Genomic DNA, 23,015 nt, shown 5'->3' on the forward strand with positions numbered 1-23,015 from the left:
AGAATCCCGCTCACTCGTCGAGGCGGGTCGGCAGCGAGCCGTCCGGGCGCAGGCCCGCCGCGCGCCGGGTCGACCGGTTCGCGTGCACGGAGTAGCGCGGCAGCCACCGCCGCTGCACACCGATCGACACGGCGGCCACGGCGGAGGTGACCCACACGGCGACCGCGAGCGAGCCGAGCGCAGGGCCGGCGGCGAGCACGAGCGGGCTGGCGGCCGCGCCGAGGTCGCCCTGGAGCCGCCACGCCGCGAGGAACTGGGCCTGGCCGTCGGCGGGCGCGGCGTCGGACCCGATGGTCATGAGGATCCCCGACGTGATCCCGTTACCGATGCCGAGCACCAGACCGGCCGCGCCGAGCTGGCCCGCCGTGCCCGTCAGCGGGATCGCCGCGAGCGCGAGCCCCATGATCGCCATGCCGGGCACGCCGACCCACAGGCGCCCGAAGCGGTCCATCACCTGCCCGCACGGGTAGAACAGCAGCATGTCCATGCCGGCGGCGACGCCGAAGATCACCGACGTGGTCGCGCCGTCGAGGCCGATGTGCTCCGCCCAGATCGGCAGGACCGTCTGCCGTGCCCCGCGCACCGCCGCGATGGTCACCGCGACCGCGCCGAGGCGGACCAGCACCGCCCGGTGCCGGCCGACGACCGCACGCATCGACTGCCGTCCGGCGCCGTGCGGTGCCGGGCTCGGGCGGTCGGCGGCGCTCCCGCCGGCGGCGAGGACGACGACGACGGCGAGCAACGACGTCACGGCACCGACCGCGAACGCCCAGCGGGTCGAGGCGGCCAGCAGCACGGCAGCGCCGACGAACGGACCGACGAACAGGCCGGCCCGGAAGACCCCGGCGATCGTGGACAGGACGCGTGCGCGGCGCTGCGGCGCCGTCGTGGACGTGAGGTACGCGTGGCGGGCGATCGCGAACACGGACTGCGCCCCGCCGAGGAGGAGGGCCGCCGCGCCGAGGACGACCACCGACCCGGCGGCCACCCCGAGGACGAACCCGACGACGGCGACGAGCCCGGCGACGACCATCGCCCACCGGTCGCCGACGCGGGCGGTGAGCCCGCCGGCGGGCAGGTCGGCGAGGATCTGCCCGACCGGCACGAGCGCGGCCAGCAGGCTCGCGACGCCGAGCGAGGCGCCGAGGTCGGTGGCGCGCGTGACGATGATCGGCAGTGCGGCGCCCACGCCCACCTCGAGGAGGAAGGTGGGCACCATCGCGCCGAGGACGATCGGGCGGAACGGGAACATCGGGCCGTCCGCGGCGGCCGGTGCCGCGGGCGTGCTCACCGCGGGAAGTCGTCGACCATGACGGCGATGTCGTCCGCCGTGTACAGCTCGTTGATCTGCGCGTCGTTGGCGCCGCCGTACCCGTTGGACTCGAACAGCCCGGTCTGCCACGGCCGCTCGATCTCCCGGAAGTCCCGGGGCCGGTTGTGAACCTGCCGCACTCGGACACCGGTGCGCAGCGAGTGCCAGTGCAGCCAGATGTCGTCGGCCTTGGGGCAGCGCTCGGTGAACTCGGTGCCCGAGGCCCTGAGCGCGGCCAGCATGGCCGGCGGGTGCAGGACCCCCGAGACACCCGTGGCGAAGTGGCGGTGCGAGGCCTGGGTGGAGCGCACCGGGTGCCAGGTGAGGTACGGCGTGAGGATGCGGCCCTGGAGACGCACGCGGTGGGCGCGCATGGCGATGACGTCGTCCGGGTGCTGGGAGTGGACGCCCCAGATCTGCTCGAGCCACCGGTAGGGGTAGATGACGTCGTCGTCGGCCGTGACGAGCGGGAGGTCGTGGCTCTCCCGGCTCGCGACGTACGGGTAGTACTTCTTGTGCGGCCCGTAGTCCTCGCACGGGAGGAGCTCGACGCCGCGCGCCACGAGGCGCCGCAGGGCCTGCGGCGGGTCCTGGAGCACCTCGGGCTCGTCGACCCACAGGATGAGTCGGGCGGGGCGCACGGAGCCGCGGGCGATGGACTCCAGGGCGAGGTAGGCGGTGCGGCGCAGGCGCTTGCCGTAGCTGGTCATCGACACGACGACGGGTACGGAGCCCACCGCCGGCTCGTCTCGGTCGACGACGTTGCGCAGGCCGAGGCGGATCTCGTGCCCGGTGGCGGTCCAGCGGTGCCGGATGAAGCCGCCGGCCCAGCCGGCGACGTTCTTCAGCGCGAGGCGCTGGCGCTCCTGCTCCTGGGCCTGCCAGTCCTGGGAGTCCGTCACCGGGGGTCCGGCCCCGCCTGCCCGCCGTCGGGATCCGTCTCGTCGTCGTCCGTCGGCTCGGCGTCGTCCGCCGGCTCCTCGGGGAGCGGGTTGAGCGGCGGAAGGACGATGAGGTCCATCTCGTCGCGCACCGGCGGGGTCGCGTCCCACAGCGCGGCGGGCGCCTGCTCGGTGGTCTCGGAGTGGGCGCCGCAGCCGTGGTCGAGGGAGACGACCCGGCCGTCGTCGGGGGACCACTCGTTCGCGCAGACGCCGAACATCGTCCGGGCGGAGCCGGCGAGGTGCAGGAAGAACCCGCACGAGGAGCACGACGCCGCGGCGTTCTTCGCCGGGGCGGCGTTCGGGCCGGACGCGCCGTCGTACCAGCGCTGCATGGCCTCCTCGCGGCCGCGCGGGGACAGCACCCTGGCCCGCCCCAGCCCCAGCTCGTGGACGGCCTGCCGGTCGGCGTCGTCCTCGTCACCGGTGAACTCGTAGCCCTGGACGAGACGGTCGTCCTCGGCCACGTACGGCAGGACGTCGTTCGTCCCGAGGTCCCCCGGGCGCAGCCGGTCGGCCCACGGCACCCACTCGGGGGCGAGCAGGGCGCCCTCGCCGGGCACGAGCTCGACCTCGCTCACGCTCGGGGTACGACCGCGCGGCACGCGTGCGACGGTCACGGACCAGCGCCAACCGAGGTAGCCCGGGACGGCGGAGGCGAAGTAGTGGGTGCCCACCCGGTCGGCGAGCAGCTCGAAGCCCAGATGGTCGCCCACGTGACCGCCGACGGCGACGTCCTCGGCCGCCGATCGTGCGACCTCGACGGCTCCGGCGAGGACCTGATCCTTCACGGGGGCGCGGGTCGCGCGGGCAGCAGACACCCCGACAGTCTAGGCGTCGTACCGCGCGCGCACGGTTCGCGGCCCGGCAGACCGGGCCCCGCCGGCATGGGGTCGGTCACCCCGGAGCACCGGGGCCGAGTCCCCCGGCCCGGCGGCGGGCCGCCACGAGCCCGGACGGTCCCGGTCCGGCGGCGAGCAGGAGCGGCGCCGTCAGGCGTCGAACTGGTCGGCCACCGCGCGGAGCATCGCGGCGAGCTTCGCGCCGTTGTCCGGGTAGCGGCCACGGTTGAGCGAGCTCGAGGCCCGGTCGAGGGTCCGGATGAGGTCCTCGACGATCGTCGCCATGTCCTCGGCCGGACGGCGGTGCGCCTTGGCGACCGACGGCGGCGCCTCGAGAACCGTCACCGACAGGGCCTGCGGGCCGCGCCGTCCGTCGGCCACGCCGTAGTCGACGCGCGCGCCCGCGCGCGGGCTGGCGCCGGCGGGCATGGCGGAGGCATGCAGGAAGACCTCGGAGCCGTCGTCTCCGGCGATGAAGCCGAACCCCTTGTCGGGGTCGTAGAACTTGACCTTGCCGGTGGGCACCGCGGAACCTCATTCGTCGCTCGGGGCCGATCGCGTCGGCGTGCGGGGGGTCGGGCCTGCCTCGGCCCGGCGTGGTGATGATACCCGTGGCCCCCGACCTTTCGCCGCGCCGAGCGGTACGCGTCACGGCGCGGGTCCGTCCGCCCGCGGCGGACCGGGGAGTCCGCTCGTTGCGACGGCGGCCGCAGCACGACAAGATCGACTGGTGAGACCTGCCTCTCGTCGCCCCCGTCCCCTCGCCGCCGCGCTCGGCGTCGCCGCGCTCACCCTCGGCCCCGTGCTGCTCGCGAGCCCCGCCGGGGCGACCGACCCGTCGAACCTCCCCGACGGCGTGCTCGACGAGGCGGACGTCCTCAGCGACGGCGAGGAGGCCGAGCTCGAGGCGCTGTACCAGGAGATCGAGGCCGAGCACGACGTCCAGCCGTTCATCGCCTACGTGTCCGACTTCGGCGGGCTGGAGGCGCAGAGGTGGGCGGAGGAGACCGCGCAGATGTCGAACATGGGCGACGACGAGGTCCTCCTCGCGGTCGCCGTCGACGAGTCCGCGTACGGGGTCGTCGTCGGACCGAACGCTCCCGTCTCCGAGGGTGACGCGCGGCAGGTCGTCGACGGCGACGTCGCCGACCACTTCAACGCCGGCCAGTGGTCCGAGCTCGGCACCGCCTGGGGCGAGGGTCTCGGCGACGCCACGGGCGGGATCGGGATCGGGACCGTCCTCGTCGGGGGCATCGTCGTCGTGGCCGTCGGTGCGGTCGGGTTCGCCGCCTGGCGCCGGAAGACCGGGAAGAGCGGCGTCAAGGACCCCCTCGAGAACCTGCCCGAGGGCCACCCGGCCCGCCTGCCCCTGCCCGAGCTGCGCAACGAGGCCGGGTCCGCGCTGGTGGGCGCGGACGACGCCGTGCGCTCGTCCGCCGCGGAGCTCGAGTTCGCCAAGGCCCAGTTCGGCCTGCGCCGCACCGACGAGTTCACCGAGGCGCTCGCCGCCGCGCAGAAGGCCGTCGACCAGGCGTTCCAGGCCCGGCGCACCCTCGACGACGAGCACCCGGAGACCGAGAGCGAGGAGCGTCGGCTGCTGCTGCGCATCCTCGACCGCACCGACCTCGTGCGCACCACGCTCAGCGCCCAGCAGGAGGAGTTCGAGCGGCTGCGCAACATCGAGTCCCGAGTCGAGCAGGTCCTCGAGGAGACCCGCACGCGTGCGGAGGAGGTCCGGGCCGACGTGGAGAACTCCCGCATCCACCTGCGGGCGCTCACCGACCGGTACCCGGCGAGCGCCCTGGCCTCGGTCAGGGAGGACCCGGAGCAGGCCGAGCAGCTCATCGACTCCGCGCTGCGCAGCGTCGACGAGGGGCTCGCGACCGCCGCGCGCAACCGCCGGGCGGCCGTCACGCACGCCCGGGTCGCCGAGGAGGCCGTCCACCAGGCCGCCGAGCTCGCCGACCGCGTGATCGGTGCCGGCAAGGAGCTCGAGCACGCGTCCGCGAACCTCGCCAAGGCCCTGTCCTCGATCTCCTCCGACGTCGAGGACGCCGACCGGCTCGCCCCCGACAACCCCGGGGTCCGCTCCGCCCGGGAGGAGGCGGTCGCCGCGATCGCGCAGGGCGAGGCGGCCCGGCAGGGCGGCGACCCGCTGGCGGCGCTCGACCGGCTCTCGACCGCCGAGAACGCCATCGACGAGGTGCTCGCCCCGATGCGCGAGCGCGCCGAGGTGGTCCGCCGCAACCGTGCGACCGCCGAGGGGCGGATCGAGGCCGCGGAGCACCTGAGGCGCTCGGTCGACCAGCTGATCAGCACCCGGCGCGGCGCCGTCGGTCAGCACGCCCGCAGCCAGCTGCACGGCGCGGAGGACGAGATCGCGCATGCCCGCTCGCTGCTCGACTCCGCGCCCGACGAGTCGGTCCGGGCAGCCGCCCGCGCGCAGTCGATGCTGCGCGAGGCGCAGCAGGACGTCGAGCGCGACCTCGCGTCTCTGCAGATGGGCTCCGGCCTCGGCGGGCACAACCCGTACGGCCGCGGCTACCACCCCCGGCGCGGCGGTGTCGACGTCGGCTCGCTGGTCATCGGCGGGATCATCGGCGGCCTGCTCGGCGGCGGCAACGATCACCACGGCGGCTGGGGCGGGGGCGGTTTCGGCGGAGGCGGCTTCGGTGGCGGCTTCGGCGGAGGCGGCGGTGGTGGCGGCAGCTTCGGCGGCCGCTTCTGACCCGCCCGTGACCGATCCGCCGGGACCACATGGACGGCCAGCCGGGCACCCGGCCGGCCGAAGAGACGACGTCGCGCACGCGGCGTGGCACGACGACAACCGCGAGAACCAGGAACTGAGGAGTTCACATGGCTGAGAAGCAAAGCATCCTCGGGCGCATCGCCCAGCTCACCCGCGCGAACGTCAACGCGCTGCTGGACCGCGCCGAGGACCCGCAGAAGATGCTGGACCAGATGGTGCGCGACTACACGAGCTCCATCAAGGAGGCCGAGGACGCCGTCGCCGTGACCATCGGCAACCTGCGCCTCGCCGAGCGCGACTACGACGAGGACGTGCGCGACGCCCGCGACTGGGGCCAGAAGGCCATGGCCGCCTCGAACAAGGCCGAGGAGCTGCGGTCCTCCGGCGACTCCGCGGGCGCGGCGAAGTTCGACAACCTCGCCAAGATCGCGCTCAACAAGCAGATCACGGCCGAGGGCGAGGCCCAGTCCGCGAAGCCGATGATCGACTCGCAGAACGAGGTCGTCGAGAAGCTCAAGGCGGGCCTCGTGCAGATGCGCGGCAAGCTCGACGAGCTCAAGGGCAAGCGCGACCAGCTCGTGGCGCGCCAGAAGTCCGCGGCCGCGCAGAAGCAGGTCCAGGGCGCGATCTCCTCGATCAACGTGCTCGACCCGACCAGCGAGATCTCCCGCTTCGAGGACCAGGTCCGCCGCGAGGAGGCGTACGTCGCCGGTCAGGCCGAGATCAACGCCGGCTCGATGGAGGACCAGTTCGCCGAGCTGGCCGACCACAGCAAGGACATGGAGATCGACGCGCGCCTCGCCGCACTCAAGGCCGGCCGGTCGCCGCAGGCGATCACGGCGGAGTCCGACGACGCCGGCGAGTACGTCCCGGGCCAGACGTCCGCGGACCCGCACGCCGAGGACCGCACGGCCTACTGATCCTGCTCCCGCTCGACCGCGGGCCGAGATCTCCCGGAGCGCCCGTGACCGCGATGGTCACGGGCGCTCCGGCGTCCGAGGGCGCCGGAGCGTCCGATCGTCGAAACGGTTGTCGACCGTCCTCATTCTTGTGACACTGTCGCCGTAAGTGGCGCGCGGGGTGCGCATCCGTCCGGCGCGGTCGCTCGGCGGCGGGCCCGTCCGTCGCAGTCACGGACGACCGACGAGGAGATCGACGCACGATGAAGACCCGCACGCCCCGACTCACCCAGGTACTCACGGTCGCGGCGGCGGTGACGCTCACGCTGGCCGGCTGCTCGGGCGGCGACGACGAGGCGGACCCGATCCGGGTCGGAGCGGTCAGCTCGATCACCGGTCCCGCACCGTTCCCGGAGGTGCCCGCAGCGGCCGCTGCCGTCTTCGAGCGCGTCAACGCCGAGGGCGGCATCGACGGACGCATGATCGAGCTCGTCTCGGAGGACGACGGCGCCGACCCCGCCCAGGCGAGCCAGGCCGCGAGGCGTCTCGTCGACGAGAGCGGGGTCGTGGCCTTCGCCGGCTCGGCGAGCCTCGTCGAGTGCAGCGCGAACGCCGCGTTCTACGCGCAGCGCGACGTCGTCGCCCTCTCGGGGACCGGCGTGGAGCCCTCGTGCTTCGAGTCGTCCCACATCGCGCCGGTCAACAACGGCACCATCCGCGGCTACGAGGCGCTCCTCCACTTCGCGTCCGAGGACCTCGGGCACGACAGCGTCTGCCCGGTCATCCAGGAGAGCGCCGGACTGACCGAGCCCTACCTCGAGCTCATCGACCGGTGGGAGCAGGAGACCGGCTCCGAGGCGCCCCACATCGACACCTCGGTGGTGCTCGGCGACGACCCGACGCCGGCGATCCTCGCCGTGCGGGACGCGGGCTGCGAGGCGGTCGTGTTCAACTCGAACGAGCCCGTCGCGGTCGCCTTCATGAACACCGTCGACCAGCAGGGGCTGCTCGACGAGATCGACTGGCTGACGCTGACCTCGGCCTACAGCGAGGACGTGCACGACGCACTGGCGGAGCAGGGCACGCTCGGCCTCTACGCGAACTCCGAGTTCCTGCCGTTCACGAGCGACGACCCGGGCCTCGAGGGCTGGCGCACGACGCTCACCGACGCCGACGTCCCCCTCACGTCCCTGTCCATGGGCGGGTACGTGGCCGCGGAGATCCTCGTCGAGGTGCTCGAGGGCATCGACGGCGACATCACCAACGAGTCGGTCACGGCCGCCTTCCGCGACCTCGACGAGGTGGAGCACCCGCTCATGGGTATGCCCTTCACGTTCGGCGACGCGACCGCGCACAACCCCAACCGCTCGAGCATGATGGTCCAGGCCACCGAGGAGGGCTGGGAGACCGTCAGCGACTGGGTGCGCGTCCGGTGACAGCGGCGCCCCGGCCACGGGAGACCGTGGCGGTCCGGAACGCCTGATGCTCGACGGCGTCGTCTCGGGGCTGGTGTCCGGCTCCGCCTACGCGATCCTCGCGGTCTGCGTGGTGGTGCTGTACCGACTGGTCGGGGTGCTGAACTTCGGGCAGGCGGCCCTCGGCGCCGTCGGGGCCTACCTCTGCTACGGGCTCCTGGGCACCGGCGTGCCGCTCCCACTCGCGGCGCTCGGCGGCCTCACGGTCTCGGGCGTCGTGGCCGGTCTCGCCGGCTGGGTGATGGCGCGCTGGTTCGCCGAGCCCTCCCAGACCGTGCGGTCCGTCGTCACCGTGGTGCTCCTCGTCGTGCTCCTCACGGCGGGCTTCCGGATGTTCGGTGACTCGCCCCGCGTGATGCCGAGCATCGTCCCGGCCGCCACGTTCGACGTCGCCGGGGTGCGGATCTCCCTCACCACGGTGGTCGCGCTGGTGCTCACCGTGCTCGTCGCCGGGGCGCTCTCCCTGCTGCTGCGCCACTCGCAGATCGGGCTGCGCCTCGAGGCCATGTCCGAACGCCCGACGACCGTGCAGCTGCTCGGCGTGAACTCGCGCCGGCTCGCCGTGATCGTGTGGGCCACCACCGGGGTGCTCTCCACCCTCGCCCTCCTGCTCGTCGCCCCGACCCGCAACCCCACGTTCGAGTCGATGTCCTTCCTCGTCGTTCCCGCGCTGGCAGCCGCGCTGCTCGGCGCGTTCAGCCGGGTGTGGGTCGCCGTCGCCGGCGGGCTCGCCGTCGGGGCGGTCGAGGGGGCCGGCGCCCGGATCGACGCGCTCGCGGAGTACCGCGGCGCGATCCCGTTCGTCGTCATCGCCGTCGCGCTCGTGTGGCTGCGCAGGAGGGAGGTCTGGGATGCGCCTCGCTGAGCCGCGGGCCCTCACCGTGATCGGTTTCGTCCTCACCCTGTTCACGCTCGGTCTGATCCTGCCCGTGTACTGGGTCTACCTGCTGAGCACCGTTGCGATCACCGCGCTCGTCGCGCGCAGCGTCGGGGTGCTCACCAACCAGGCGGGGCTCCTCACGCTGTGCCAGATGTCGTTCGCGGCGATCGGCGGCTGGGTGACGTCCTGGCTCGCCCTGTCCTGGCCAGGCCTCCCGTTCCCGCTCCTCGTGCTCGCCGGCGGCCTCACCGCCGCGCCGGTCGGGCTGGTCGTCGGGCTGGCCACCACCCGCATCCGCGGGGTCGAGCTCGCGGTCGTCACCCTCGGGTTCGCCACCGCGCTCGACCTGGTGCTGCGGCAGGGGAGCTTCCCCGGCGTCGGCTCGGGCACGCCCGTGCTCCCCTCCGCACCCTTCGACGACCCGATCTGGTTCTACGCCCTGTGCTGGGCCCTGCTCGTCCTCGCGCAGGTGGCCCTCTCGGCGGTGGGGCGCACGGCCCACGCTCTTGGGTGGTCCGCGGTCCGGGAGAGCGAGCGCGCGGCCGCGGCCCTCGGGGTGCGGGTCGGCGCTGCGAAGGCGAGCGCCTTCATGTGGGCCGCCCTGCTCGCGGGCCTGGCGGGCGGGCTGCTCGCCGGGCAGTACGGGCTGCTGACCACGGCCGTCTTCTCGCCGATGACCTCGATGGTCCACCTGGTGACCGCCGTGCTCTGCGGCGCGTCGATCTTCGGCGGCGCGGTCCTCGCGGGGGTGTTCTCGGTGTTCATCCCCGAGCTCCTTCGGCGCGCGGGCCTCCCGCTCGACACCGCGAACGCCCTCCTCGCGCTCGGCGCCTTCGAGGTCCTGCGCAAGGGCGGCGGCGGCCTGATGGAGCAGCTGGACGACCGCCTCGGCGCCCGCGCCGTGCGCGGCATGCGCCTCACGTGCGACCTCCCGCCTGCAGACGATCCCGCGCCCGCTGCCGGGGAGGATGCGCCGACTCCCGACGCCTCTGCGCACACGGCCGGCCCGACCGACGACGCCACCTCCCCGGCGCCCCGCGTGCCCACCGCGGCCGACGTCGCCCCCCACCTGGAGGTCCGGGGGCTCACCGTCACCCTCGGTACGGCCCGGGTCCTCGACGACGTCGACCTCGAAGTCGCCGGCGCCGGCGCCGGCGCCGGCGTCCACGCGCTCATCGGTTCGAACGGCGCGGGGAAATCCACGCTCGTCGACGCCGTCACCGGCTTCCTGGCCGCCTACCGGGGCGAGGTCCGCCTCGACGGCGAGCGGGTCGACGACGCGTCGGCCCGCGCCCGGGCGCGGCTCGGCATCCGGCGAACCTTCCAGCACGGCCACGCGATCGACGGTCTCACGGTCGGCGAGTACCTGCGGCTCGCCGCCCGGGGGCGGGCCACGGACCGGATCTCCGACGTCGCGGAACTCCTCGGACTTCCCGATGCCGCGGTGCCCATCCGGCTGATGGACGCCGGCTCGCGCCGCATCCTCGAGATCGGCGGGGCGCTGGCCTCCGGCCCCCGCGTGCTGCTCCTGGACGAGCCCGCCGCCGGCCTCGGCGAGACCGAGAGCCGCGCGCTCGCCGAGCGGGTACGACGCATCCCGGCCGAGCTCGGATGCGCCACGCTGCTCATCGAGCACGACATGGGGTTCGTGCGGGCGGCGGCGAGCACCGCCACCGCGCTCGACGACGGGCGCCTCATCGCCTCAGGCCCAGTGGCCGACGTGCTGGACGACCCGCGGGTGGTCGCCGCCTACCTGGGGACGACGACATGACCGACGAGCTGAGGATCGAGTCGCTCACCGTGCGCCGCGGCGACCTCACCATCTGCCGGGACGTCGACCTCGTCGTCCCCCGCGGCGAGATCACCGTGCTGCTCGGCCCGAACGGCGCCGGCCGGTCCACCCTGCTCGACGGGATCGCCGGCGTGCTCCCCTCGGCCTCCGGCACGATCTCGCTCGGCGGCCGGCGGATCGACTCGTTCCCGGTCCACCGCCGGGCGGCGGCGGGGCTCGCCTACGTCGAGCAGGGCCGCAGCGTGTTCTCCCGGCTCACGGTGACGCAGAACCTCGTCGTCGCGGACCGGTCGAGGCGCACCCTCGAGCGGGCCTTCGACCTGTTCCCCCGGCTCGCGCGACGGCGCGACGTCCGGGCCGGCCAGCTCTCCGGCGGCGAGCAGCAGATGCTCGTCGTCGCTCGGGCCCTCGCGACCCGCCCGACGATCCTCATGGTCGACGAGCTCTCGCTCGGCCTGGCCCCGCAGACCGTCCGCACGCTCGTGGATGCCCTCGTCGAGCTCGCCGTCTCCGGCATGGGGATCCTGCTCGTCGAGCAGTTCGTCGAGATCGCCCTCGGCGTGGGGTCGGTCGCCCACGTCATGCACCGGGGCCGGATCGTGCGGACCGAGCACTGCTCCGCGCTGCGCGAGGAGCGGTCCTCGGTGCTCTCCCCCTACTACCTCGGCGACGGGGGCGCGGACCACCCAGGCGCTACCGAGCCCGACGTGCGCGGCGAGGACCCGACCACCACGTAGCCCGCTGCGGTCGGCGGGGAGCCGCGCGCAGCACACGGCCGCACGGGCCGCCCACCATGTGAGACGGCCCACGGAGCGCTTCCCACCTGCGCGGATGTGTGCTCCTATTGAAACGTCAACTTTCTCGGTCCGCCTCGCGGGCCCGACCCGGGAGCATCGGTGGGCAACCTCTGGCACCTCACGTCGCGGCTCGACGTCGACCTCGTGCGACGCTCGACCTGCTCGTGTCGGCCCGCGCCCTCCCGGCCGGTAGCCTGACCCGCCGCTGACCGCACCGCGCCGCACGACGGCGCCGACCCGCAGGTGCGCGGCCACCCGCAGACCTGCCCGAGGGCCCGGGCCCACCCCGGCCCCCCTCTCCTCCGACGCAGCGCCCTGGCGGCGTGCGCCCGCGCGACGTCGCGCCACCACTCCCCATGAAAGGCACATCGGTGTCCACCACCTCCACCACGACTGCCCGGCGCCGGCTCCGGCTGCCGTCGTTCGGCACGCAGATCCTCATCGGCCTCGTCGCCGGCGTCCTGCTCGGCTGGCTCGCCCTCGAGATCGGCACGGGCGCCGAGGAGGAGCCCAACGCGCTGACCACGACGCTCGACACGATCGGCTCGGTCTTCATCGGGCTGCTGCGCGCGATCGTCCCGCCGCTGGTCTTCCTCGCGATCATCACGTCGATCGCCAACCTGCGCGGCATCGCCAACGCCGCCCGGCTCGCCGCCCAGACCCTCGTCTGGTTCGCGATCACCGCCCTGGTCTCGGTGCTCATCGCCATCGGCCTCGGCCTCGCGCTCCAGCCCGGCAGCAACGCCGGCGTCGACGCCTCGCAGGCCGAGGCCCCCGGCCGCCAGGGCAGCTGGCTCGGCTTCCTCGAGGGCATCGTCCCGGCGAACTTCCTCGGCCTCGAGATCAACGCCGGCGTCCAGACGGCCGCCGACGGCGCGGTCGAGGGCGTGAGCGCGTCGCCGGGCTTCAACGTCCTGCAGATCATCGTCGTCGCTCTCGTGGTCGGGATCGCGGCGCTCAAGGTGGGCGAGAAGGCCGACCCGTTCCTGTCGGTGTCCGCCTCCGTGCTCGCCGTCGTCCAGAAGGTGCTGTGGTGGGTCATCCGCCTCGCCCCGATCGGCACGGTCGGACTCATCGGCAACGCGATCGCCACGTACGGCTGGAGCTCGATCTCCTCGCTCGGCACCTTCGTGCTCGCCATCTACATCGGGCTGGCGATCGTCCTGCTCGTCGTCTACCCGGTCGTGCTGAAGTCCCACGGCCTGTCGGTCTCGCGCTACTTCCGCGGGGCCTGGCCGGCGATCCAGCTGGCGTTCGTCTCCCGCTCGTCGATCGGCACCCTGCCGCTCACCCAGCGCGTGACCGAGCGCAACCTCGGCGTGCCCCGCGGCTACTCCTCGTTCGCCGTCCCGCTGGGCGCAACGACGAAGATGGACGGCTGCGCAGCGATCTACCCGGCGATCTCGGCGATCTTCGTCGCCCAGTTCTTCGGCGTCCCGCTCGGGATCACCGACTACCTGCTCATCGTGTTCGTCTCGGTCGTCGGTTCGGCCGCCACGGCCGGCATGACCGGCGCGACGGTCATGCTCACGCTCACCCTGTCCACGGTGGGCCTGCCGCTCGAGGGCGTCGGCCTGCTGCTCGCCGTCGACCCGATCCTCGACATGGGGCGCACGGCCGTCAACGTCGCCGGACAGGCCCTCGTCCCGACCGTCGTCGCGCACCGCGAGGGCATCCTCGACCGCGCGCAGTACGACGCCGCCGACGCAGAGGACCTCTTCCGCGACGACGAGGACCGGGGCGGGGCGGACTCCGCGGACGGCTCGGCCCCGGATCCGGCGTCGGACGCCGGTGACCGCCGGGGTGGCGACGGCGACGGCCGACGCGACGACGACGATCGTGTGTTCGTGCACTGACTCTGCCGCACCGGTCCGCCCGACCCCTCCCGCACCGCTGCCCCGGCGGCGGGAGGGGTCGGGCGACCGGGCACCGCGCCGGCCGCTTAACCTGTCCTCATGAGCGACGCCCCCACCACGTACCTCGTCATCGACGGCGAGAACATCGACGCCACGCTGGGGGTGAGCATCCTCGGCCACCGGCCGAGCCCGGAGGAGCGGCCGCGCTGGGACCGCGTGCTCACCCACGCCACGGACGCGTGGGGCGCCGAGACCAAGGGCCTGTTCTTCCTCAACGCGACGTCGGGCAACCTCCCGACCTCGTTCATCCAGGCGCTGCTCGCCATGGACTACCGGCCGATCCCGCTGTCGGGAACGACCACCGAGAAGGTCGTCGACATCGGCGTGCAGCGGATGCTCGAGGCGATCCTCGCCCAGGGGCACGGCAACGTGCTGCTCGTCTCCCACGACGGCGACTTCCTCCCGCAGATGGCGGACCTGCTCGACGCCGGGCACCGGGTCGGTGTGCTGGCCTTCCGCGAGTTCCTCAACCACGAGCTCACCGCGCTGACGGGCCGCGGACTGGAGATCTTCGACCTCGAGGACGACGTCCGGGCCTTCACGACGGCGCTGCCCCGGGTCCGGGTCATCCCCCTCGTCTCGTTCGACGCGAGCCAGTTCCTCTAGGCACCGCAGCAGTTCCTCCCGTCACCGCGGGCCGGGGTTCCCAGGTGCCGTCCAGGCTCAGGGGGGATCATGGGTGGCATGCCCACCCTGCCCGGCTCCGGTCCCGCTCCGACGGAGGCCCACCTGCTCGTCGTCGACGACGAGCCGAACATCCGCGAGCTCCTCACGGCGTCCCTGAGGTTCGCCGGCTTCGAGGTCACTCCCGCTGCCGACGGCAACGAGGCGCTGCGCAGGGCGGGCGAGAACCGGCCCGACCTCGTGGTCCTCGACGTCATGCTCCCCGACATGGACGGGTTCACCGTGCTGCGCCGGCTACGCGCCCACGACGAGTCCCTCCCCGTGCTGTTCCTCACCGCTCGCGACGACCTCTCCGACAAGGTGCACGGGCTGACCGTCGGCGGGGACGACTACATCACCAAGCCGTTCAGCCTCGAGGAGGTCGTCGCACGGATCCGCACGGTCCTGCGCCGGGTCGGCATCACGGGCCCCGAGCAGGACCCGATGCTGCGCTACGCGGACCTCGAGATCGACCAGGACGCCTACGAGGTCCGCCGGGCCGGGGTGCTCGTCAACCTCGCGCCCACCGAGTTCAAGCTGCTGCGCTACCTCCTCGTCAACGCCGAGCGGGTGGTGTCCAAGGCGCAGATCCTCGACCACGTCTGGGAGTACGACTGGCACGGGGAGGCGACGATCGTCGAGTCCTACATCTCCTACCTGCGGCGGAAGATCGACTCGGCCGAGTTCCTCGGGCTCGAGGGTGAGGCGGCCGAGGATCTCGTGCCGCTCATCCACACCCGGCGCAACTTCGGCTACGTGCTGCGCCGCCCGGCCGGCTGATGCACTCGCTCGGACGGCGCCGGGGCACGCCCACGCCCAGGGAGGGCCTGTCCCTGTCGGCACGGCTCGTCGTGGCCACGGTCCTCCTGCTCGGGCTCGGGCTCGGCCTCGCCGGCGCCACCGTGATCGCGGTGCTGCGCAGCCAGCTCGTCGACCAGCTCGACGACAACCTGCACGACACGGTGGACACGATCGCCCAGCAGGATCTCGAGGACCTCCGCTCGGGCGGCGACCAGGTGGTCCCCACCCGGTACGTCGTCAGCATCGCCCTCGAGGGCGAGAGCACGCAGACGGTCGCCCACCCCCGCACGTCGTCGGTGGTGGGTCTGCCCGTCCTGCCCGACGAGCCCACGACCCACCCGACGTCGCTGCGCGGCACCGATCCGGACGTCACCTGGCGGGCGCTCGCCCTGCCGCTCGTCAACACCGCCGGCGACCAGGTCGGGGTGCTGACGATCTCCACCCCGATGGACGAGCTGTCCGCCACCGTGCAGCAGACGGGCAAGTACGTCGTGCTCATCTCCGTCTCGCTCGTGGTGCTGGGCGCGACCGGCGGGTACCTGCTCATCCGGCACGAGCTGCGCGACCTGCGGGCCATCGAGCGGACGGCGGGAGCGATCGCGGCGGGCGATCTCACGCGCCGCGTGGCCCCCGGGGCGCCGGGCACCGAGATCGGCAGCCTGTCCGCGTCGCTGAACGCGATGCTCGCCCAGATCGAGCGGGCGTTCTCGGCACGCTCCGCGTCCGAGCGGCGCATGCGCCGGTTCGTCGCCGACGCCTCCCACGAGCTGCGCACCCCCCTTGCCACGGTCCGGGGCTACGCCGAGCTCCACCGGATGGGCGGCGTGCCGGAGAGCGAGGTGCCGGCGGCGATGGGTCGGATCGAGGCGGAGGCGCGGCGCATGGGCACCCTCGTCGAGGATCTGCTCACGCTCGCCCGGATCGACGAGGACCGGCGCCTCACGCTGTCCGACGTCGACGTCACGGACCTCGCCCGCGACGCCGTGCGCGACCTGCGTGCGCTCGACCCGACCCGCAGGGCCACGCTCCTGCCGCTCCCGGGAGCCTCCGGACCGACGGTCGCACGGGCCGACGCCGACCAGCTGCGCCAGGTCTTCGCCAACCTCGTCGGCAACGCGGTGCGGCACACGCCGGAGGGCACCGACGTCGAGATCCTCGTCGGGCTGCGACGGGCCGATCCCGCCGCTCCCCCGGCGGGTGCGTCGGCCGCTCCCCCGGCGGGTGGGTCGGCGGCTCCTCCCGCGGGTGCGTCGGCCGCTCCCGCGGCCGCAGGATCACCGTCCGGCGGCCCGATCGGCGGCGAGGTCGGCGGCCCGGTGGGCTCGCCGGTCGGCAGTCCCGCACCGGCCGGTGGCCCGCTGCCGGGCGGGGCCGCGCCGGTCGGCGCACACTCACCGGACGGCGGGGCCCCGCCCGGCGGCTGGGCCGCCACCGGTCAGCTCGGTCCGCTGCCGGACGGTCGTGGCGACGCCGCACGGACGACCACCGACGACGCCGCCGCACGGGCACGCTCCTCCGACGCGGGCACCGGCGGCCCACACGCAGCGGGCCCCCCGACGGCCGACCCGGCCGCGGCCGGCCGGCCCTCCGGCGACGCCCCCTCGGCCGATGACGACGCACCGCCCCGTGGAACCGACGCACGCGCGGCGTCCCGCGCGGAGGAGCCCGAGCCCACCGTGCCGCGCCAGGCTCTCCGGCGCGGCGGCGACCGGCCGGCCGTCCGGGTGCCCGACCGTCGGCTGCTCGGGCTGCTCGCCGGCCGTTCGGCGTCGTCGGTGCCGACGGCCGCGTTGCCCGAGCACGCCCCGGAGCAGGACGAGATCGTGCTGCGCGTGCAGGACCACGGGCCCGGCATCCCCGCGGAGGAGGCCGGTCGCGTGTTCACGCGCTTCTACCGGATCGACCGGTCCCGTGCCCGGTCCGCCGGCGGGGGCTCCGGGCTGGGGCTGGCGATCGTCGCCTCGGTGGCCCGTGCGCACGGCGGGAGCGCCCGGGTGCTCCCGACGCCAGGCGGAGGTACGACTGTCGAGCTCACGCTGCCCGTCGCGGGCCCGTCGGGCGGGATGCTCACCGGCGGCGAGCAGGCCCCCGTCGCGGTCTAGCTCCGTGCGACCGCCCCGGGCCCGCACGGCCCGGGGCGTCCGTCACCACTCGCGGTGCGCGGGGAGCAGCGTGCCCGGGTTGAGCCGGCGGTGCGGGTCGGCCGACCCGAGCAGGCCCACCATGAGCTCGACGCCCGCCTCGGAGATGTCGGCCTCCATCCAGGGCGCGTGGTCCGTGCCCACACCGTGGTGGTGGGACAGGGTGCCGCCGCCGTCGATGAACGACTGCTGGATCGCGGACTTCAGCTGCCAGTACTGCTCGAGCGGGGGCGCGGCGCCGTCGGCGTCGTCGGCCGGGAAGGCGAACGTGAAGTACAGGCACGCACCCGAGTGGTAGCTGTGCGAGAGGTGGCACATGATGTAGCCGCGCACGCCGAGGGCGTCGTAGGTCGCGCGCGCGGCGGTGACGGTGCGCTCGTAGATGCCGCGCAGCCTGGCCCAGGGCGCCGCGGTCTCGGAGACGTCGGCGAGCGCCCCCATGTCGAGGAGGAAGTCGCGGATGTAGGGGGTGTCGAACTTCTTCTGGTCATACAGCGCCCCCGGGCCCGTCCCGAGCGGGATGCCCCCGTGCCGGCCGACGATCCTCCCGACGGCCTTGCGCTGGTAGGCGACGTGCGTCGGGGAGCCCTCGTACCCGACGTAGCTGAGGCAGACCTGGTCGAGGTCCCAGCCGCGCCTGGCCAGCAGGTCGAAGATGCCGGTGGAGATCTTGCCCTTGATCCCGGTCTGCGCCTTCTGCGTGGACAGCGAGAACTGGGTCTCGGCGGGGTCGGAGACGCGGGTGATCGAGGGGTGCACGTCCGAGGTCGAGATCTCGCGCATCGCCTCCAGCGCCGAGCCCCAGCTCTGGTACAGGTAGGCGACGACCAGGCGCTTCTCGGGGAGCCGGTGGACGTGGATCCACACCTCGGTGATGACGCCGAGCCGCCCCTCGGAGCCGATGATCATCTCGCGCACCGACGGGCCGGTCGACGTCGACGGCAGCGGTCGCAGCGAGACGACCCGGCCCGGGAGCACCGAGCGCAGCCCGCGGGTGATGTCGGCGATGTCGCCGTACCGGTCGGACTGCATGCCGGAGCTGCGGGTGGCGACCCACCCGCCCAGCGTGGAGTGGCGGAACGAGTCGGGCTGGTGCCCGGACGTCCAGCCCCGGGCCCCGAGCTGCTCCTCCAGGTCCGGGCCGAGGACGCCGGCCTGGACACGGGCCAGGCCGGAGGTCTCGTCGATCTCGAGGACCTTGTTCATCCGCCCCATGTCGAGCGACACGACCGGCCGGGTCTCGCCCGGCTCGGGCGTGAGCGAGCCCGAGATGTTGGACCCGCCGCCGAACGGGATGATCACCGCGTCGGCCGCGTCGGCGAGGTCGACGACGGCGCGCACCTCGTCCTCGTCGCCGGGGTACACGACGACGTCCGGCACCCGCGGGAGGTCGCCCGCGCGGACCCGGACGAGGTCCGAGATGCCCTTGCCGTAGGTGTGGACGACCCGCTCCATGTCGCCGGTGACGACGTGGGTCTCCCCGACGGCGGCGCGCAGCTCGTCCGCGAGGGCGTCCGGCAGGCGCGGGGCGGGCACCTCGAGGTCCTCGAAGCGGGGCGGCGGCGTGCCGCCCAGGGAGAGGTCGAGGCCGACCTTGTCCAGCACGAAGGGGGCGAAGTTCGGCTTGTTGTCGTGGGTGAACGTCACACCCTCGACTCCCCATCCCCACCACTTCTGGTGCTGGACCTCGGTCATGATGCCTCCTCCTGGCCGTTCCTGCGGCCGACGGTTCCGGTCCCGCGGGCGACGACGACGTCCGGGGTCCGCGCCCGGTACATGGCGGCCACCTGCGCCTGGATGCGCTCGTTGAACTCCCGGATACGCTCGCCACGGCGCGGACGCAGCGGCCGGCCGATCACGACCTTGAGGTGCGGCCGGCCGCGGGAGACGAAGGACTGCCCCACGGGCATCGCCTCGTGGAAGCCGATGAGCGCCACCGGTATGCAAGGGATGCGGCGCGTGACGCACAGAGCGGCGACGCCCGGCTTGAACCGGGCCATCTCGCCGGTCCGCGACCGGGTGCCCTCGGGGAAGATGAGCAGCGGGACGCCGGCGTCGACGAGGCGTGCGGACAGGCCGGCCTTGCGGCGGTTGCCGGAGCGGTCCACCGGGTAGGTGTTGAAGAACAGTGCCGTGAGGACCCGGGTGAGCCGCCTGGTGTAGAACGTGTCGCCGGCGGCGGCGGTGGCGACCCGGCCCGCGTGCTGCCAGGGCATGGTCGCGTGGATGACGGCGGCGTCGAGGTGGGAGCTGTGGTTCGGGGCGACGACGAACGGCCCCCGCACGCCCTGCAGGTTCTCGCGGCCGACGACGTCGATGCGAGTCACCGTGTGCAGGAGCGCGTTGAGCGGCCCCTTCTGGGCGACGACCCGGCCGGCGCGCCAGAAGCCCGAGGTGTACTGCAGCAGGCTCTCGCCGGCGGCGTCGACGAGCCGGCCCGCGGCCTTGCGCGCGGCGAGCGCCGCCTGGTGGGCGTGCTGGCGGGTGGTGGGCGCCGGCGCGGCGGCGTCCCCGTCGTCCGCGCGGTGCATCGGTGCTGCGCTCATCGTCTGCCTCCCTGGATGATGCGGGAGACCGCCCGCACGGCGGCCTTGGGCCCGCGCTCCGCCGCGAAGGCGATGACCTTGTAGCGCAGCGACGGCACCACGCGGTAGTCGCCCTGCTCGGCGGCGTCGAGCGACTCGACGACGACCTGGTCGGGGTCGAGCCACAGGGCGTCCGGGATCTTCCCCGTCGACATCCCGGCCCGCTGGTGGAACTCGGTGCGCACCCACCCGGGCAGCACGCACGTGACGGTGACGCCGGTGCCCTCGAGCTCGGTGGCCAGCGACTCGGCCCAGCTGTTGGTCCACGCCTTGATGGCGGAGTAGTGGCCGGTGGCGATCATGCCGGAGATCGAGCCGATGGGGATGATCACGCCGTGGCCACGCGCGGTCATGGCGCGTGCGGCGGCCGCACCGGTGTCCAGCACGGCCCGGACCATGAGGTCGATCGCGGCGTGGTGCGGTGCCGTGTCCTCGGCCGCGAGCGGCGTGTACAGGCCGTGGCCGGCGTTGGCGACGTAGACCTCGACCGGTCGGTCCTCGTCGGCGAGGCGGCCGCACACGGCGTCGGAGCCGTCGCGGGTGGACAGGTCGGCGACCATCGTCTCGACGTCGACGCCGAGCGCCCCGAGCTCCGCCGCGACGGTCTCGAGGCGGCCCTCGTCGCGGGCGACGAGGACGAGATCCAGGCCGCGCAGCGCGAGCCGGCGGGCGAAGGCGAGCCCGATGCCGGACGTCCCGCCGGTGACGAGCGCGCGCCCGTGGAGCCGGGCCGTCACGACCGCGTCCCCCGTACGGCGCGCCACACCGGCGCGAGCCGGGACTCGGCGGTGCCGGTCCAGCTGACCACCGGCCAGCGCCGGGCCCGCGCGAACGCGTACAGCGCGGCGTCGGGGTTGACGGCGGTGGGGTTGCCCACGACCTCGAGCCACGGGCGGTCGGCGTAGGCGTCGCCGTAGGCGAAGGAGCCCGACAGGTCCCAGCCGTGCTCGCGCGCCGTGCGGTGCAGCCAGGCGGCCCGTGCCTCGCCCACGAGCGGAGAGACCTCGAGGTGCCCGGTCCAGCGTCCGTCGTCGTCGACCTCCATGCGACCGGCGACGATGTGGTCGAACAGGTCGTGCAGGGGCTCGACGAACACGTCGACCTCCCCGGTGACCAGGACGGTGCGGTGGCCCGCGGCGCGGTGCTCGGCGATGCGGGCGAGCGCCTCGGAGTGCAGGTTGGCGCGCAGCGACGGGGCGAGACGCTCCTGGACGAGCGCCCGCATCCGCGCGTCGGGCACGCCCTCGTAGCGGCGCATCACCGAGCGGATGAACTCGCCGCGGTCGTGCCGGTCGGCGGTGAGGAAGCCCGGGGCCTTCGAGACCACCTCGAGGACCGAGCGGGGCCAGGAGCCCGGGGACTTCGCGGTGAGCTCGGCCCACAGGAGGTGCTCGACCGGCGTCGAGCGGGCGATCGTCCGCTGCAGGTCGAACACGGCGACGACGTCCTCGCGCCGGGCGAGGTCCGCGCCCGCGGTCGGGCGCACGCCCTGCGACGCCGCGCGGCGCTCGCGCATGAGGCCGGGCACGTTTGGGATGTGCACCTCCTGGAGGTACACCTGCCAGTCGATCTCGGCGACGTCGAACCCGTGCTCGGCCCGCCGCTCCTCGGGCAGCGAGTGGTGCAGCTCGCGCGTGCGGCGGTCGTCGAAGATCACCTCGGTCTGCGTGTAGGGCTGGTAGAGCTCGGTGAACTTGCGCAGCGTGCGCAGGTCGCGGCCGGCCTTGTACAGGGTCGAGGACCAGCTGCGCGACCGCGGGGAGCCGGGCAGCGCGGAGACCGCGCGGTCGGCGAGCTGGACGAGGCGCTCGCGGCGGCCGAGGCCGCGCTCGACGGCCCGTCCGTGCGGGAACGACCAGGTGGGAACCGTGACCTGCTCACCCTCGGCGTCGGAGAGCGGGTGGTCCTGGAAGTACTCGCGCACCAGGCTGTACAGGCGGCCGAACCGCAGGGGGTTCGTCAGGCCGGAGCCCACCTGGTAGTACGCGGGCGCGCCCCGCTCCGGGGGCGCCGCAGCCGCCGCGAGGATGGCCCCGACGACGAAGTCCACCGGGATGACGTCGAGGACGGTGTCGGCGAGCGCCGGGAACTCCGGCAGCAGCCCGCGCCCGTAGGCGGCGATGAGCGGGTCGGCGACCTTGAAGCCGTCGATCCAGCCCGGGTAGGGGTGCCGGAAGGCGGACTCGATGATGGTGGGGCGCACGACGGACAGGCGGTGCTCGGCGCCCCACCGGGTCTCGGCCACCCGCTCGCCGAGCGCCTTGGTGAACGTGTAGACGTCCGGCCATCCGAGCGTCAGGGCGCGGTTCCGGCCCGCGGCGACGAGCTCGTCACGCACGGAGTCCTCGCGCGCCTCCTCGGCGGCGGCCGAGACCGCCTGCGCGCCGGCCCGTCCGTGCTCCCTGGTCGCCCGCTTCAGGACCTCGGCGAGCCGGTCGGCGTCGCGCGAGGCGTGGTCGGCGCGCGTGCGGGCCACGCGGGAGGCGTCCAGCTCGGCCCGCCAGTCGACGTCGTGCTCGAGGGACGTCTCCTCCGAGACCCCCTTGCGCAGGCCGGCGACGTAGGAGGTGGAGACGTGCACGACGTGCGGGTCGGAGCCCGATGCGGCGATCGCGTCGTAGAGCGCGACCGGACCGGCGACGTTCGAGGCGAACGCCTCGTCGATCGGCAGGTCGAACGAGACGGTCGAGGCGGAGTGCACGACGACGTCGAGGTCGCCCGGCAGGTCCGGGACGCTGCCGAGGTCACCCTCGACGACGGCGACCCGCTCGGCGAGCGCCTGCTCGACTCCCTCGGCCCCCACGCTCTCGCGCCAGGAGGCGAACACCGGCTTGCGGGTGAGCCGGCGGATGCGCTCGGCCCCGCTGATCTCTCCGCGCGCGCGCACGAGCAGCGTCATACGCGTGGTCGGGTACCCCGAGAGGAGTCTCTCGAGCACGGCCTGGCCGACGAATCCGGTCGCGCCGGTGATGAGGACGTGGGCCCCGTCCAACGGTTCAGTCACGCTGGCACTCTACTGGCCGCCGGCGGTGCCGTCGGGCCGAGGGGACGTCGGGTGGCTCTCGTCGCCCCGGCGCCGGACGAGGGTGTGGTCCGCCTGCCAGGGCCCCTACTGCTCGGACAGGTCCCGCCACGGACAGCCCGTTCGTACCCGGCGGTGAATCGCGTCGATCTGCCTGCGCGGTTGCCGGGCAGACCTGCCCGTGCGAACGACCGGCAGCA

General features: G+C 74.0%; 18 protein-coding genes. 10 read left to right on the top strand and 8 right to left on the bottom strand.

The annotated features are described in order from the left end of the window. Positions 1-10: 10 nt before the first annotated feature. The 4 genes from ACZLKG_RS13690 to ACZLKG_RS13705 form a co-directional block, all read right to left on the bottom strand. Complete coding sequence (locus ACZLKG_RS13690) at positions 11-1,291, bottom strand: MFS transporter (protein WP_463649054.1); 1,281 nt, start codon at positions 1,289-1,291, stop codon at positions 11-13. Then, the gene (locus tag ACZLKG_RS13695; protein WP_425708119.1) at positions 1,288-2,214 is read right to left on the bottom strand and encodes a hypothetical protein; all 927 of its coding nucleotides are present in this window, start codon (positions 2,212-2,214) and stop codon (positions 1,288-1,290) included. Before ACZLKG_RS13695 ends, ACZLKG_RS13690 begins: the two co-directional genes overlap by 4 nt. Further along, entirely contained in the window at positions 2,211-3,074 is an 864-nt protein-coding gene (locus tag ACZLKG_RS13700) for a DUF3027 domain-containing protein (protein ID WP_463649055.1), read from the bottom strand. The genes ACZLKG_RS13695 and ACZLKG_RS13700 overlap by 4 nt, the downstream gene beginning before the upstream one ends. Positions 3,075-3,245: 171 nt before the next feature. After that, positions 3,246-3,620 (bottom strand): cold-shock protein, encoded by a 375-nt coding sequence (locus tag ACZLKG_RS13705; protein ID WP_425708117.1) that lies wholly within the window; start codon positions 3,618-3,620, stop codon positions 3,246-3,248. Between the two features lie 205 nt (positions 3,621-3,825). Here ACZLKG_RS13705 and ACZLKG_RS13710 point away from each other — a divergent pair, with 205 nt between their 5' ends. The 10 genes from ACZLKG_RS13710 (at position 3,826) to ACZLKG_RS13755 (ending at position 17,169) form a co-directional block, all read left to right on the top strand. Continuing rightward, positions 3,826-5,823, top strand: a complete 1,998-nt coding sequence (locus ACZLKG_RS13710) for a TPM domain-containing protein (protein ID WP_463649056.1) — start codon at positions 3,826-3,828, stop codon at positions 5,821-5,823. Positions 5,824-5,951: 128 nt separating this feature from the next. After that, a complete protein-coding gene (locus ACZLKG_RS13715; RefSeq protein ID WP_463649057.1) occupies positions 5,952-6,764 on the top strand; it encodes a PspA/IM30 family protein in 813 nt (270 codons plus the stop codon). Between the two features lie 242 nt (positions 6,765-7,006). Continuing rightward, a complete protein-coding gene (locus ACZLKG_RS13720; RefSeq protein ID WP_463649058.1) occupies positions 7,007-8,179 on the top strand; it encodes an ABC transporter substrate-binding protein in 1,173 nt (390 codons plus the stop codon). A 46-nt stretch (positions 8,180-8,225) separates the two neighbouring features. Next, positions 8,226-9,083, top strand: coding sequence for a branched-chain amino acid ABC transporter permease (locus ACZLKG_RS13725; protein ID WP_463649059.1), 858 nt, complete (start codon positions 8,226-8,228; stop codon positions 9,081-9,083). After that, the gene (locus ACZLKG_RS13730; RefSeq protein WP_463649060.1) at positions 9,070-10,869 is read left to right on the top strand and encodes a branched-chain amino acid ABC transporter ATP-binding protein/permease; all 1,800 of its coding nucleotides are present in this window, start codon (positions 9,070-9,072) and stop codon (positions 10,867-10,869) included. Before ACZLKG_RS13725 ends, ACZLKG_RS13730 begins: the two co-directional genes overlap by 14 nt. Next, positions 10,866-11,627 (top strand): ABC transporter ATP-binding protein, encoded by a 762-nt coding sequence (locus ACZLKG_RS13735; RefSeq protein WP_463649061.1) that lies wholly within the window; start codon positions 10,866-10,868, stop codon positions 11,625-11,627. Before ACZLKG_RS13730 ends, ACZLKG_RS13735 begins: the two co-directional genes overlap by 4 nt. Positions 11,628-12,043: 416 nt before the next feature. After that, positions 12,044-13,543, top strand: a complete 1,500-nt coding sequence (locus ACZLKG_RS13740; protein WP_463649062.1) for a dicarboxylate/amino acid:cation symporter — start codon at positions 12,044-12,046, stop codon at positions 13,541-13,543. A 99-nt stretch (positions 13,544-13,642) separates the two neighbouring features. Beyond that, a complete protein-coding gene (locus ACZLKG_RS13745; protein WP_425708109.1) occupies positions 13,643-14,209 on the top strand; it encodes an NYN domain-containing protein in 567 nt (188 codons plus the stop codon). Between the two features lie 78 nt (positions 14,210-14,287). Continuing rightward, entirely contained in the window at positions 14,288-15,046 is a 759-nt protein-coding gene (locus ACZLKG_RS13750; RefSeq protein WP_425708108.1) for a response regulator transcription factor, read from the top strand. After that, positions 15,046-17,169, top strand: coding sequence for a sensor histidine kinase (locus tag ACZLKG_RS13755; RefSeq protein ID WP_463649063.1), 2,124 nt, complete (start codon positions 15,046-15,048; stop codon positions 17,167-17,169). Before ACZLKG_RS13750 ends, ACZLKG_RS13755 begins: the two co-directional genes overlap by 1 nt. Before the next feature lie 42 nt (positions 17,170-17,211). On the opposite strand, the gene ACZLKG_RS13760 is transcribed toward ACZLKG_RS13755, so the two are convergent. The 4 genes from ACZLKG_RS13760 to ACZLKG_RS13775 are packed head-to-tail and all read right to left on the bottom strand — an operon-like array spanning position 17,212 to position 22,797. Next, on the bottom strand, positions 17,212-18,903 hold the full coding sequence (locus ACZLKG_RS13760) for an FAD-binding oxidoreductase (RefSeq protein ID WP_463649064.1): 1,692 nt from the start codon (positions 18,901-18,903) through the stop codon (positions 17,212-17,214). After that, positions 18,900-19,754 (bottom strand): lysophospholipid acyltransferase family protein, encoded by an 855-nt coding sequence (locus tag ACZLKG_RS13765; protein ID WP_463649065.1) that lies wholly within the window; start codon positions 19,752-19,754, stop codon positions 18,900-18,902. The genes ACZLKG_RS13760 and ACZLKG_RS13765 overlap by 4 nt, the downstream gene beginning before the upstream one ends. Then, a complete protein-coding gene (locus ACZLKG_RS13770; protein ID WP_463649066.1) occupies positions 19,751-20,530 on the bottom strand; it encodes an SDR family NAD(P)-dependent oxidoreductase in 780 nt (259 codons plus the stop codon). The genes ACZLKG_RS13765 and ACZLKG_RS13770 overlap by 4 nt, the downstream gene beginning before the upstream one ends. Then, positions 20,527-22,797 (bottom strand): HAD-IB family phosphatase, encoded by a 2,271-nt coding sequence (locus ACZLKG_RS13775; protein WP_463649067.1) that lies wholly within the window; start codon positions 22,795-22,797, stop codon positions 20,527-20,529. The genes ACZLKG_RS13770 and ACZLKG_RS13775 overlap by 4 nt, the downstream gene beginning before the upstream one ends. Positions 22,798-23,015: the final 218 nt, after the last annotated feature.

The organism is Georgenia sp. Z2081, assembly GCF_055326445.1.